Source organism: Arthrobacter sp. Y3221114 (genome assembly GCF_059092625.1).
Map to the genome: position 1 here is coordinate 131,859 of NZ_JBNHHW010000004.1, position 12,535 is coordinate 144,393.

A 12,535-nucleotide genomic window follows, 5' to 3' on the forward strand; every position below is an offset into this window, starting at 1 on the left:
GGCAAAGCCGGGCACCGCCGCCGTCCGGGCGAAGCCAGCACCGCCGCCGTCCTCCGGGCAAAGCCGGGCACCGCCGCCGTCCTCCGGGCAAAGCCGGGCACCGCCGTCGTCAGTACCCCGGTGCTTCGCAGCCGGTACCCTCGCGCACCGGCCGAATCCGAGTCTAGCCGTCGGCAAGCAGCGCCCGGCGCTGGGGCCACAATGTCACCGATTCCAGCGCGGACAGCGCGCGCGCCATGGCCTTGGCCTCCTCGGTGAAGAGATGGCCCAGGACGCGCTGGCTGCAGAGCCGGAGGGCCTGGCCGCGGTCCAGCCCGAACCACTCCATCACGGTGTCGACGCCGTGCGGACTGAGCCGCCACGTTTTGTCTGCATCCTTGACGATCGCGTCCTCGATCGAGAGGGACTCCTTGCGCGAGTCGTGCCCGTCGATGATCTCCAGGATGCGCGGAATGAGCTCCGGCTCGTGGCCGGCCTCTTCGAGGATCCCGGCTGCCAGGCGGGCGCCTTCCTTCTCGTGCAGCAACACGAGGTCGGGCCGGCCGCTGCCCGGGGCGATCGCCGAGAGGACCTGGTCCGGAGGCACCTGGGACCAGCCGATGTCGTGCAGCATGATGGCCGGAAGGACGACGCCGGCGTCGGCCTCCGGGTGGGCGGCCAGCATGGCCTGGGCCAGGCCGTAGGCGTAGAGCGTGTGGGCGTCATTGTCGCGGACGGCCAGCAACGGTGCCGCGTGTTGCCAGATCCGGTCCAAGTGCGCGTCCAAGTGCACCACGCCGTCCGGCTCGGCCTCGATGGCGGCGGCGACGTCGTGGCCGAACAGGTTGGCGGCGGGCAGCAGCTTGGTCATGCCCACAGCATGACGAGCAATCGCCGGCCGGGCAACCGCCTGGTTCCGCTGGACGGAAGGTCTGCGCTGGTGCGCTGGTGGGAGCTGGGTGCGCGGGTCGGTCGGTGGGGTGGGCGGGTTGCTTTGCGGGCCGAGGCCGTCGCGGCGAAGCACCGCCCGGCGTAGCCGGAGGGCGCACAGTCCCCGGTGGTGCGGTTTAGAAACGGCACGGCACCAGACTGTCCATATCTAACCGGATGCTTAAGCATCATGCCTAGTCAGACGCGGGTGGGTCGGGTGAAACATGGACAGTTATGGCTAAACTCGGACAGCTGTGCACTAGGGAGTGCGCTCGCCGGGCTCCGCGCGGCCATCCGACCCCCGCGACGCCCCGCGGACGGCCATCCAACCTCCGCAGCCAGCCATCCGACCCCCGCGGACGCCTCGCAGACAGCCATCCAACCCAGTGACGCTCCGCGGACGGCCATCCGACCCCCGCGGACGCCGCCCGACGGCGCAGACAGGCATCTCAGACGCCGCACTCACCACGCACGCGCGCCCGGCCACCAACACCGGCCCGCGCTAGCCGGTGTTCCGCAGACCCGCGGCGATGCCGTTGACGGTGATCAGCATGGCCCGCTGCAAGGCTTCATCCGGCTCCGACGTCCGGATGCGCCGCAGCAGTTCCACCTGCATGTACGAGATCGGGTCCAAATACTGGTCGCGGACGTGCAGCGAGCGCTGCAGCACCGGCTGGTTGTCGAGCAGTTCGTTTTCGCCGGTCAGCTTCCGGATTTCGGCCACGGTCAGCTCGAACTCGGCGCGGATGTCGTCGAACAGGTGCCGCAGCTGCGCAGGCACCAACGTGGAGACGTAGTGCGCCGCGATCTCCAGATCGGTCTTGGCCAGCGTCATCTCCACGTTCGAGATGAAGGACTGGAAGTAGTGCCAGTTGCTGATCATCTCGCGCAGCTGCGGCTGCAGCCCGGCGGCCCGGGCGGCCCGCAGCCCGCTGCCCACGCCGTACCAGCCGGGAACGATCTGCCGCGACTGGGTCCAGCCGAACACCCAGGTGATGGCCCGCAGCTTGCCGAGTCCCGGACCGGCGGCCGTGTCCGCGTCGGCGCGGTCGGCCGGGCGCGAACCGAACTTCACCGTGCTCAGCTGCTCCACCGGCGTCGACGTCCGGAAGTACTCCGGCAGGTCCGGATGCTCCACCAGCAGGCGGTAGCGCTCATAGGCCGCGCCGGAGATCACCTCCATCGCCGCGTGGTACCGGCCGCGTTCGGCCTCCGAGGTCCGCGGCTCCTGGTGCAGCGCGGAGGCCTGCAGCACGGCCGCGAGCGCCAGCTCCAGGTTTTCCCGGGCCAGCTCCGGCAGGGTGTATTTGTCGGAAATGACTTCGCCCTGCTCGGTGAACTTGATCTCGCCGGCCAGCGCACCGTTGGGTTGGGCGAGGATCGCGTCGTAGGTGGGCCCGCCGCCGCGACCGACCGACCCGCCGCGGCCATGGAAGAAGCGCAGCCGCACCCCGTGCCGGGCGGCCACGTCGCGCAACACCAGCTGGGCTTTGTGGATTTCCCACTGGCTGGTCGCCACGCCCGCTTCCATGTTCGAGTCCGAATAGCCGAACATGACCTCCTGCAGGTCGCCGCGCAGCCGCACAATCCGGCGGTACTGCGGGTCCGAGAGCAGGTCGTCCAGGATCCGCCCTCCGCTGCGCAGGGCTTCCACGCTTTCCAGCAGCGGCGCGAACCCGATCAGCGCCTTCGGCTCGGGCCCATCCAGCGCCAGCAGTCCCGCCTCGCGCGCCAACAGGGCGGCGGCCAGCACGTCGTCGGCGCCGCGTGCCCGGGACACAATATAGGTCTCCACCGCATCCGGGCCGTACTGGCGCAGGGCCTCGGCGATCGCGCCGAATACCTCCAGCGTGCGCGCGCGCTTCTTTTTCAACGACGACGGCGGTGCCAGCGGTCCCGGCGAGAGCAGCAGCGAGGAAAGCAGTTGTTGCCGCGGACCGCGCGCCAAGTCGAGGTAGCCTTCCGGCGCCGAAGCAGCAGTGTCTGCCGCAGCGTCAGTGCCGCCCTCGGCTGTCGCCACACCCGCCGGCGCAGCACCCCCGGCCGCCGGCCCCAAGTGCACCACCGCGCCACCACGCGCGGCCCCCAAGGACGCCGCGTTCCCCGCCGCGGCCCCCAAGGCCGCCGTCGCACCCGCCGGCATCCGCGCCGCATCGCGGGCAGCCAGCAGCGCCGCGACCGCCTTGTGGTGCTTTCCCGCGTTGTCCCGGAAGTCCAGGGTGGCCAGGTGAAGTCCGATGGTCGAGACCGCCCGGCGCACCGCGGCCAGCGAACCGTCCGCCACCAGCGACGCGGTGTGGGCGCGCAGGGACTGCTCGATCGGCGCCAGGTCGGCCAGCACCTCCGCCGTCGAGCTGTAGTCCCGCCCGGGCTCGTGCGGGAGCCGGCGCTGGATCCGGGCACTGGTGTTGAGCAGCTTCGCCTTGATGCAGGTCAGTTTCAGCCGGTAGGGCTCGTTCGCGTTCAGCTCGCGCACCCGGGTGTCCAGGCCCGGCAGGTTCTCCAGGTCCCTGGCCACGGAGTCCAGCAGCTCGTCGCTGGCGGCCACGATCGTCGTCGAGTTGGACAGCACCGCGATCAGGCCGTCCACAAAGCCGATGTTGATCCGCACCGCGTGCTGGTTCTGCAGCTGGAAGACCTCATGCGTCACGTCCACGGTGACCAGCGGATTGCCGTCCCGGTCGCCGCCGATCCAGGACCCGAAACGCAGCGGCGCCCCGTCGGCGGGCAGCGTCACGCCATGTTCGGACAGCAGTTCGGCCAGGTCCCCCATCAGCTCCGGCATGGTGTTGTTGAGGATGTTGCCCAGGTAGTAGACGGCGTTGCGCGCCTCATCCACCGGGCTGGGCCGCACGTGCCGCAGCTCGTCCGTCTGCCACATCTGGTCGATGATCTCGGCCAACCGCCGGTCCTGCCGCCGCCGCGCGGTGCTGCCCTCCGCCGTCGTGGTGGACAGCAGGTCGGAGATGGCGCGCAGCTTGTCCAGCACGGTCCGCCGCGACGCCTCGGTGGGATGCGCGGTGAAGACGGGGCGGACGTCCAGCTGGTTGACGGCGAGCTGCAGCGCCTCGGGCCCCGCTTCCTCGGCAATCTGCGCCACGGTGCGCAGCAACTGCCCGTCTTCCTCCGGCCGGGCACGCAATTGGCGCACCCGGTGCACCTGTTCGGCGGCGTTGGCCAGGTGGAAATAGAAGGCAAAAGCCCGCACCAGGTCGGTGGCCTCGCCCACGTCCAGCCCCGCGAGCAGTTCGCGGACCTGGTCGATCACCTCGCGGGCCGTCCACGGCCCGGTGGCCTCGCCCTCGCCGCGGGCCGCTTCCTTGGACTCCTTGGTCAGCAGCCGCACCTGCTCCACCAGGTCCAGCAGCTCCGGCCCATGCTGGCGCGCCAGCGATGCCCCCAGCAGCGTGCTCACCCGGCGCACGTCGGCGCGCAGGCTCGCGTCGAGGTCCCGGTCGCGGGCGGAGTGCGGCATGGGTGCGTCCTTTCGCGTCCTGCGGGCGGCTGCGGCGGGCGTGCCGTTCCCGGGGACTCCAAGCTTCGGCACGGTCCACCTCAAGCGTACGACGGCGGCGCCTCGCCTTTCGCCGAGAGCGTCCGGGAGGCGCCGGTTACCTCGGCGCCGCCCGGGACCCGTCGGTTGCCTCGCCGCCTGCGGGACCGCCCCGCCTAACGGGACCGGATGTTACTGGGGGGGGCGGTGTTCGCCCGCCTACCGGACCGTTCGGTTACTTGGGCGCCATCCGGATCGCGCCGTCCAGCCGGATGGTTTCGCCGTTGAGCATCGAGTTGGCCACGATGTGCGCTGCCAGCTCCGCGTACTCGGCCGGCCGCCCCAGCCGGGACGGGTGCGGCACCTGCTGGCCCAGCGAGTCCTGCGCCTGTTGCGGCAGCCCGGCCATCATCGGCGTCTCGAAAATGCCCGGCGCGATGGTGACCACCCGGATCAGCGAGCGCGCCAGTTCCCGCGCGAGCGGAAGCGTCATGGCCGCCACTCCGCCCTTGGAGGCGGCGTAGGCGGGCTGGCCGATCTGGCCGTCGAAGGCCGCCACGGAGGCGGTGTTGATGATGACGCCGCGCTCGGGCCCGCCCAGTTCGGTTTCCACCGGTTCGGTGGCGGCCATGGCAGCGGCGGCCAGCCGGATCACGTTGAAGGTGCCGACCAGGTTGATCTGTACCACCTTGGTGAACGCTTCCAGCGGCAGCACCCCGTCGCGGCCCAGCACCTTGCCCGGCGTGGCGACGCCGGCGCAGTTCACCACGATCCTCAGCGGTCCCAGCGCCGCGGCCTGGTTTACCGCCGCCTGCACCTGGTCCTCACTGGTCACGTCCGCGGGGGCAAACACGGCCCGGTCTCCGAGCCCCGCGGCGAACTCTTTCCCCTTCGAGCCGGGCAGGTCCATCAGCACCACCGACGCTCCGGCAGCATGCAGCCGGCGGGCCGTCGCGGCCCCCAGCCCCGATGCTCCGCCCGTGATCAACGCTACGGTTCCGGCAACCTCCACTGAATCCTCCTCAGGGTCCTCAACGCTCGTCCCGACCGCCGGCCTCCCGGCGGCACTGCACACCTCAGCCTAGTGTGGCCCGGCGCACAACTCAGTCACCGGCGGGCCCGTCGGCCAGATTCCCGGCCTGCGCCACCCCCGATCCGCCGCTAGGCTGGTCCACATGCCCACCCTGCCCGGCGGCGGAGCCTTCCGCCCGCCCAACTCCGCGTTGGCGGCAGGACGCGCGGACGAGGCCGCCATCGCCGTCGTCCGTCATTTCGGCCAGCGCTTGCTGGGCCTTCCGTTCACCGTGCTTGGCGCGGTCCGCCGGCCCTCCCCCGGCCAGTCCGGGCCATGGCACTACTGGTGGCAGGCCCACTTCCTGGACTGCCTGGTGGATGCCGGGTGGCGGGAACTGCACCGGGACCAGCATTACGACGGCGGCAACGGGCCGAGCGCCGGCCGCCTCGCGGCGCGACTGCTGCGCACGATCCGATGGCGCAACGGTTTCCGCTTCCCCAACTCCTACTACGACGACATGGCCTGGCTGGCCTTGGCCGCGCAACGGCTGGACACGCTGGCCGCCGCAGCGCACAAACCGCGCTTCCGGAACAGGGCCGCCGCGCGCCGCCTGCTGCCCGAGCTGGAATCGGCCCATACCGCGGACCTGGGCGGCGGCCTGTTCTGGAACACCGCCAAGGACTTCAAAAACACACCCGCCACGGCACCGGCGGCCCTCTATCTGGCCCGCGCGGGCGACCGGGAGGAGGCCGCCCGGCTCCTGGACTGGCTGGACGTCACCCTGTATGCGCCCGGGCAGCGGTTATACCTCGACGGCGTCCGGGTCTCGGGCGGGCAGCCGGTCTTGGTGGACGACATCTACACCTACAACCAAGGGCCGGTGCTCGGGGCACTGCTGGAAACGGGCCGGGACACCGATCTGGGGCGGGCCGCCGAACTGGTGCACGGGATCGCGGCCGGTCTGGTCCAAGGGCCTTCGACACTACCGGATGCAGGCCAGGCCACCGCAGACCAGGACGCCGACAGCCCGGCCGCCGCAGGCTCGGCCACCGCAGGCCAGGCCGCCGCAGGCCAGGCCACCGCGGGCCCGCCCGCCGCGTCCTCAGGGAAGGCCGCCGGCTCCGGCGGCCAACTCGTCCTGCGCACGCACGGCGCCGGCGACGGCGGCCTGTTCACCGGGATCCTGGCCCGTTACCTGGCCCTGGCCGCCCGGTCCGAGCGCTTGCCGGACCCGGCGCGCGAACTGGCCGCGCGAATGGTCTTGGACACCGCGCAAGGCTTTTGGGACGGGCGGGCCATCGAAAACCACCGCAACTGGGAGGTGCTGGTCTTCTCCCCCGACCCCGCGGTTCCTGCCGCCGCGGCTCCCGGGCCCGGCGCCGGCGTCGAACTGTCCACCCAACTGCAAGTCTGGATGACCTTGGAGGCTGCCGCCACGCTGGCCGAATGACGGGCGGCCGGCCCACGCGTTCGGCCGGCCGTCAGGACGGTTTCTTCTGCTGCGGATACGGTGCTTCATGCCGGGCCAGCATCTCCACGAAGCCGGCGATCTTGCGCTGCCGGCCGGCATCGGTCTTCAGCTGGGCCAGCCGGTGGATCAGCGCAAAGCGGTTTTGCGACGTGAGCACCTCGAACATCGCCTGCGCTTCCGGGACGGCGGCGATCGCCGCGGCCAGGTCCTCGGGCACCTCGGCCGTGGCCGGACCGGCGTAGGCCTTCTCCCAGCGGCCGTCGGCCTGCGCCGCGGCCACCGCCGCCCGGCCGGCCTCGTGCATCTTGCCGGCCTGCTCCAGCCGCTCGATGTACCCGACGTTCCGCAGTGACCAGATGCTGCGCTTCGTCCGCGGGGTGAAGCGTTGGAAGGAGCTTTCCGCGTCTCGCCGTCGGGCCTGCCCGTCGATCCAGCCAAAACACAGCGCCTCGTCCAGCGCCGCAGCATAATCGAGGGCGGTCACCGTGCCGCCCTTCTTGCTCAGGATCAGCCACACGCCCGCCGACGAGGCGTGGTTTTCCTCCAGCCAGGCCCGCCACGCGGCGGCGTCTGGCACCAGCAACTCCTGAAGCTCAGCAGGCATGCCCTTATGGCAGCACGGCAGCGCCGCGTCGTCCAGTAGTTTTTTGGTATCGCCGCGTGCCGACCCAAAGGAGAACCCAGATGCTGCGCGTCCGCCCCGTCTTGACCACCTCCCGCATCGGTCCGTGGCGGGACTTGCTGACAGCGGCAGGGCTGGCCTGCGTGGCCGAACACGGCGGCGCCCGACCGGAGTTCGACGCGGGGTCGGGGCGGCTGGACCTGCGCCCGGCCGACGCCGGCGACGCCGCCGACGGCCGCGTGGAACTGGGCTTCGAGGTCCGTGATCTCGACGAGTTTGTCCGCCGCACCGTGGCCGACGGCACGCGGGCGGAGATCGAGGAGGGCGCCCACGGCCGGGCCGCGCGGGTCACCGCACCCTCGGGCCTCAGCTTCCTGGCGAAGGCCGCCGCGCCGTCGTCCGGGCACCTTGCCGGGCAAAACCCGCCGGATCCGGCGCTGTCCGTCATGCCCGTCTGGGTGACGCCGGACGAGCGGGGTGCCGCGGCGACCCTCCGCGGGATCGGCGCGCGTCCCCGCTTCGGCGGCGATGCCGGCGACCGGGCGGACTTCGCGGCGAAGAACGGTGGGCTGGTCGCGGTGCAGCACGGCGGGGCGGAGCAGCTGGGGCTGGCTTTTGAGTACGACGACGACCTGCCCGCCTTGCGGGAACGCCTCACCGCGGCCGGTTACGGCTGCTCCTTGGCGGACGAGGCTGGCCGGCACATCCTTCTGGTGGAGCATCCGGACGGCGCGAATCCTGCCGGCGGAGGCTGCCTGCGGTTCAGCGCCCCGCGAAACGACTCGGCCTGAAACCGCCCGCTGCCGCCGACGCATCGGTCGTGATGGGACCGGCGGTTCCGCGGTTCGGGCGGGTCCGGCCGCGGTTGCCCCACAGTGGAATGGACGCGCCGGGGAGGGCGGCCGGCGTGACTGGCGTCGCAGCGGTGCGGTAGAACAAGTACATGAGCGTACGCACTCCCGACCCGTATCCCGGCTGGCTGTCCCACGAGGATCTGCACGAGGCGCGGCAGCGCCTGCCGATGCTCTATGTAGAGGCAGTGCCGGTACGGCTGGACTCGCTGGGGTACGTAACGGAGATCGGCCTGCTGCTGCAGGCGTCGGACGAAGGCGAGATGGTGCGCACGTTCGTCTCCGGACGGGTGATGTACCGCGAGACGGTCCGTGCCGCCCTGGTGCGCCACCTGGAGAAGGACCTGGGGCCGCTGGCCTTACCGCAGCTGCCGGCCAGCCCGGTGCCGTTTACGGTGGCGGAGTACTTCCCGTCGCCGTCCGAAACCGGGCTGACCGATGACCGGCAGCATGCCGTGGCCCTGGCCTACGTCATCCCGGTCACCGGAGAATGCAACCCGCGCCAGGATGCCCTGGAACTGAGCTGGATGACGCCGGAAGATGCGCTGAGCCAGGCGGTCCAGTCCGAATTCATCGGCGGCCGCGGCAACCTGCTGCGCCAGGCGCTGGCGCACGCGGGCTGGTGCCGCTGACCGCCGGTCCTGCCTCGGCGGGGACGGGTTGACCGTCGACGGTGACGGGTTGACCGCCCCCGCTACTTCGGCAGCATCCAGGCGTACATCTGGGCGGCCAGGTCCCGGGACTGCTCCCGGTGCTGGTCCTGGTAGCGCAGCCGCTTCAGCGGGACCGGCCGCTGGCTGCGGCGGTTGGCAAGATCCGTCAGGACCGTGCCCGCGGCCCGCAGCAGAACGGTCAGACGGCTCCTGCTGCGGAACTGCTCGGGATGAACGGGGGCGTGCGTCGGCACTTCGCCTGGGTGGGCCTCCGGGGCAAGAATAATGCTCATGGCTGTATTCAGCTTTCACAAGATGTAGGGCTGCTGTGCGTGAGGTTCTTCGTCGGAAGAACTGACGAGGGACGGTTCCGGAAGGAACTTTTCGATATCTTGGACGCTATCGGCGATCGCGGTCATCTTCGGTCCTCGATCCCGAGCCGGATACCGATTTTTTTGGGCCCGCGGTACCCGATGCCGAAACCAACGCCAGTGCGCAGCATTCCTATTCCCGCGATGGGAAGCGCGTGAGACTCCGCTCACAATCCATCGTTTCATCACGTCGGCATACTGGACACCGGGCCTAGCCTCCCCCCGGAAAGATAACGGATTCATATACTGTTCAGACGATCGCGAGCGTGACTAAGGATTTACCCATGACGGAACAGCAGGCCGAGACATACATCCACCATGTCAAGGCCGAGGCAGTAGCCGCCGGCTCCCGCTTTCTGACCCGTTCCGGCGAGCACTCGGCGCCGGTGGCAAGCACCGCCGTCGTACCCGACGATTTCGGCACGCCGGCGCTGGTGGTGGCCACGCTGGAAGACGGCAGCAAGGTGCGCATCGCCCACGGTTCGCGCATCCGCGTCGCTTCCTCCCGCAGGCCCGCCCCGTTGCCCGGCGCGCTGGCACTGGCTGAACTGGAACTGATTCCGGCCGAGGACGGTACTCCCGAGGCGGTGGTGGTCGAGGTCGCGCGCGCACACGCACGCAACGCCCGGGTCCAAAGGCTGGCCGCCCGCTTGAGCCGTGGCCTCAACACCAAGGCCGGCAGCCACCTGCAGGATGTGCGGGACCTGGCCCATATCTTGTTCGTGGAGCTGGACGACCGGGAACGCGCGCTCACGGTCTGCCGGCTGATCATCGACCAGCCGTTCGACGGGAACTTCGGCCGGTGGAAATGGATCGAGTCGACGCTGGCCATGGCCGCCCACATGCTGCGGGAGTCCGGCGACGAGGATGACCAGCAGGAAGCCCTGCGGTTGGCCGAGGCGCTGCGCACCCCGGACGACTCCGACGAGGACCCCTTCCGCGCGAAGGTCAACGCGGAGGTCCGCCAGCGCCAGCTGAACGAGCCGAACCTCTATGACAAGGAGATCCACCGCGCCATGGCCGCCGCCGACCGCGACCTGGAGCGGGAGTGGCGCGAACTCCGACTGAGCTCGTTGTTGTACCTGCGCGCGCACGGCGGATCCGAGACCCTGGAACCGGTCGAATTGGACCGGCGGATCAGCAACGAACTGGTGGCGATCCGCGCGCTGGACGCCCAGCAGCGGAACTCCTAGGTACGCAGGGCCACACTCTGGCCACCCCTGCGGCCCGCGGGTAAAGTCGGCCGCATGACGGATAGCGGTGTTGAACCGGCGACCGATCCCCTGAGCGTCCACATCAATGCGGACGCCCGCCAAGTCTGGGTCATGCTGCGCGAGCCCAAGTCCATCGCGCAATGGCACGGCTGGGACATGAAAGGCCTGGACGAGGAGATCCGCGAGATCTACTTCACCGGTGCCACCGAATCCGAAGACCACAAACGGCTCACCCTGAGCAACGGCGATGCCTTTATCCTGGACCCGGTGGGCGACGGCGTGCGGCTCACCCTCGAGCGTGGCCGGGAGTCCGGCGAGAAGTCCGACGAATGGTGGGAGGACGTCACCGAAGGCTGGCTGACCTTCCTGCAGCAGCTGCGGTTCGCGCTGGAGCGGCACCCCAACGACTCCCGCCAGACCACCTACCTCGGCGCGGACTCACTGCCGCCCGACGGCCTGCTCGCCAGCCTGGGACTCGACAACCTGCCGGAGCCGGACGAGCCGTACTCCACGACGCTGGCCACCGGCGAGGCTTTGTCCGGCAAGGTGTGGTTCCGGTCGGAACGCCAGCTCGGACTGACCGTGGATTCCTACGCCGACCATGGCGGCGGCCTCCTGATTGTTGCGACGACGCCGCCGCATCCGGAGGGCCGGCCGGAGGGAGGCTGCCAGGTGCTGATCAGCTGCTATGGCTTGGGTGCCCGGCGGCTCGCTGAAATCCGGGATGCCTGGGAGAGCTGGCGCAGCGCCGCGCTGCCCGGCGCCGACCCGCTGGTACCCGGCAACACCGCGGGGCCGGTCGTCGAATAAACCACCTGCCCCCGGCCGGACGGCGGCCGGGCGAACCGCTCATCCCTCGCCGCGGTGCTTGCGCTGGAACCGCCGCCGGTTCTTCATGCGCACGGTGCGCTGGTGCATCAGGTACACCAGGCTCAGCCCGACCAGCGCACCGATCGCGGTCTGCAAGGCCCGGTCCACCATCAGCTCCTGCGGATCCGTGGGGGCAGCGAGCTCGGTCATGATCAGCGCCAACGGCGTGATGAAGATCAGCGCGAGGGCATAGTGGCGCAGCACGAACATCTCGGCCCCGAACTGCAGCACCACCACCATCAGCACCAGGACCCACGGCGCCGGATGCGGGGCCAGCAGCACCCCGGCCACCGCCACGCCCGCAAAGGTGCCCAGGATGCGGTGCACGCCCTTGTTCACCCGCTGGGCCAGGCTGGGGCCGGCGATCGGGGCCACCGCGGCCACCATCGCCCAGTAGTTGTGCCCCAGCCCCACGATGGTGGCGAGGGTCCCGGCCGCCAACACCGCCACGGCATTCGCGGCGGCCTCCACCCCGAATTCCCGCCAGTGTTCGGCCGTCAGCTCCTGTTTCGGCGGCGGCGCCATGGACGTCCGCCAGGACGGCACCAACCGGCTGCTGATCCCGATCAGCATGGCAAGCACCACGCTCACCAGTCCGGTCAGCATGGCCTGCCACAACGGCGCCGTCAGCGGAATCGAGCCGATGGCGGCATAACCGAAGGTGAAGAAGATGACCCCAGCCGGCCGCAGCCGGAAGTAGTTGACAGCCAGGGACCACAGCCCAGCCACCGCGGTCGTGCCGAACACGATCCCCCACGGCCCGGGGTCGGCCCGGGCAGTGAGCGCGCCGAGGAACATGACCAACAGGATCAGGACGCCGAACTGGCTTTGATGCCGCAGCCTGGAGCCGTGTGCTTCGCCGCGGCCGTAGATCCCTGTGAAGGCGCCGAAGGCGGCGAAAACCATCAGGTCAAACCGGCCGAACGCCAGCAGGGCAAGCAGCGGCAGGCCCACGCTTAGACCGCATCGCGTGGCCACGATATGGTCCTGGCGTGCCGGGCCCACCCGGAAGAACTCGCGCACGTGCTGCTTCAGCATTCTGTCCGCCCCTTCGGTTGCCCACTGT

Annotated in this window: 11 protein-coding genes; 5 read left to right on the top strand and 6 right to left on the bottom strand. The window is 70.3% G+C overall.

Annotation, left to right across the window (positions count from 1 at the left end; genetic code table 11):
* Positions 1-163 precede the first annotated feature (163 nt).
* From AC5RV3_RS10215 to AC5RV3_RS10225, 3 genes are all read right to left on the bottom strand, one after another.
* Positions 164-850 carry an HD domain-containing protein gene (locus tag AC5RV3_RS10215; protein ID WP_494122023.1) on the bottom strand — a complete coding sequence of 229 codons (687 nt, stop codon included), beginning with the start codon at positions 848-850 and terminating at the stop codon, positions 164-166.
* 561 nt (positions 851-1,411) lie between these two features.
* Positions 1,412-4,384 carry a phosphoenolpyruvate carboxylase gene (locus AC5RV3_RS10220; RefSeq protein ID WP_494122024.1) on the bottom strand — a complete coding sequence of 991 codons (2,973 nt, stop codon included), beginning with the start codon at positions 4,382-4,384 and terminating at the stop codon, positions 1,412-1,414.
* A 253-nt stretch (positions 4,385-4,637) separates the two neighbouring features.
* Complete coding sequence (locus tag AC5RV3_RS10225) at positions 4,638-5,414, bottom strand: SDR family NAD(P)-dependent oxidoreductase (RefSeq protein ID WP_494122025.1); 777 nt, start codon at positions 5,412-5,414, stop codon at positions 4,638-4,640.
* A 163-nt stretch (positions 5,415-5,577) separates the two neighbouring features.
* On the opposite strand from AC5RV3_RS10225, the gene AC5RV3_RS10230 reads away from it, so the two are divergent.
* Positions 5,578-6,867, top strand: coding sequence for a glycoside hydrolase family 76 protein (locus AC5RV3_RS10230; RefSeq protein WP_494122026.1), 1,290 nt, complete (start codon positions 5,578-5,580; stop codon positions 6,865-6,867).
* A 31-nt stretch (positions 6,868-6,898) separates the two neighbouring features.
* On the opposite strand, the gene AC5RV3_RS10235 is transcribed toward AC5RV3_RS10230, so the two are convergent.
* Positions 6,899-7,492: a YdeI/OmpD-associated family protein gene (locus tag AC5RV3_RS10235; protein ID WP_494122027.1), complete on the bottom strand. Its 594-nt coding sequence runs from the start codon at positions 7,490-7,492 to the stop codon at positions 6,899-6,901.
* 80 nt (positions 7,493-7,572) lie between these two features.
* On the opposite strand from AC5RV3_RS10235, the gene AC5RV3_RS10240 reads away from it, so the two are divergent.
* Both AC5RV3_RS10240 and AC5RV3_RS10245 read left to right on the top strand, forming a co-directional pair.
* A complete protein-coding gene (locus tag AC5RV3_RS10240) occupies positions 7,573-8,301 on the top strand; it encodes a VOC family protein (RefSeq protein WP_494122028.1) in 729 nt (242 codons plus the stop codon).
* 152 nt (positions 8,302-8,453) lie between these two features.
* Positions 8,454-8,993, top strand: coding sequence for an NUDIX hydrolase family protein (locus AC5RV3_RS10245; protein ID WP_494111833.1), 540 nt, complete (start codon positions 8,454-8,456; stop codon positions 8,991-8,993).
* 62 nt (positions 8,994-9,055) lie between these two features.
* On the opposite strand, the gene AC5RV3_RS10250 is transcribed toward AC5RV3_RS10245, so the two are convergent.
* Positions 9,056-9,307 carry a hypothetical protein gene (locus AC5RV3_RS10250; protein ID WP_494122029.1) on the bottom strand — a complete coding sequence of 84 codons (252 nt, stop codon included), beginning with the start codon at positions 9,305-9,307 and terminating at the stop codon, positions 9,056-9,058.
* 362 nt (positions 9,308-9,669) lie between these two features.
* Between AC5RV3_RS10250 and AC5RV3_RS10255 the strand changes: the two genes are divergently transcribed.
* Positions 9,670-10,578, top strand: a complete 909-nt coding sequence (locus AC5RV3_RS10255) for a DUF6707 family protein (RefSeq protein ID WP_494122030.1) — start codon at positions 9,670-9,672, stop codon at positions 10,576-10,578.
* Positions 10,579-10,632: 54 nt separating this feature from the next.
* Positions 10,633-11,409, top strand: coding sequence for an SRPBCC family protein (locus AC5RV3_RS10260; RefSeq protein WP_494122031.1), 777 nt, complete (start codon positions 10,633-10,635; stop codon positions 11,407-11,409).
* Between the two features lie 39 nt (positions 11,410-11,448).
* Here AC5RV3_RS10260 and AC5RV3_RS10265 read toward each other — a convergent pair whose 3' ends face one another.
* Complete coding sequence (locus tag AC5RV3_RS10265; RefSeq protein WP_494122032.1) at positions 11,449-12,507, bottom strand: FUSC family protein; 1,059 nt, start codon at positions 12,505-12,507, stop codon at positions 11,449-11,451.
* Between the last annotated feature and the right edge of the window lie 28 nt (positions 12,508-12,535).

Excerpts from the sequence above, each read along its gene's own strand:
- AC5RV3_RS10215 (WP_494122023.1), bottom strand. The coding sequence starts at position 850 with ATGACCAAGCTGCTGCCCGCCGCCAACCTGTTCGGCCACGACGTCGCC.
- AC5RV3_RS10220 (WP_494122024.1), bottom strand. The coding sequence starts at position 4,384 with ATGCCGCACTCCGCCCGCGACCGGGACCTCGACGCGAGCCTGCGCGCC.
- AC5RV3_RS10230 (WP_494122026.1), top strand. The coding sequence starts at position 5,578 with ATGCCCACCCTGCCCGGCGGCGGAGCCTTCCGCCCGCCCAACTCCGCG.
- AC5RV3_RS10235 (WP_494122027.1), bottom strand. The coding sequence starts at position 7,492 with ATGCCTGCTGAGCTTCAGGAGTTGCTGGTGCCAGACGCCGCCGCGTGG.
- AC5RV3_RS10240 (WP_494122028.1), top strand. The coding sequence starts at position 7,573 with ATGCTGCGCGTCCGCCCCGTCTTGACCACCTCCCGCATCGGTCCGTGG.
- AC5RV3_RS10245 (WP_494111833.1), top strand. The coding sequence starts at position 8,454 with ATGAGCGTACGCACTCCCGACCCGTATCCCGGCTGGCTGTCCCACGAG.
- AC5RV3_RS10250 (WP_494122029.1), bottom strand. The coding sequence starts at position 9,307 with ATGAGCATTATTCTTGCCCCGGAGGCCCACCCAGGCGAAGTGCCGACG.
- AC5RV3_RS10255 (WP_494122030.1), top strand. The coding sequence starts at position 9,670 with ATGACGGAACAGCAGGCCGAGACATACATCCACCATGTCAAGGCCGAG.
- AC5RV3_RS10260 (WP_494122031.1), top strand. The coding sequence starts at position 10,633 with ATGACGGATAGCGGTGTTGAACCGGCGACCGATCCCCTGAGCGTCCAC.
- AC5RV3_RS10265 (WP_494122032.1), bottom strand. The coding sequence starts at position 12,507 with ATGCTGAAGCAGCACGTGCGCGAGTTCTTCCGGGTGGGCCCGGCACGC.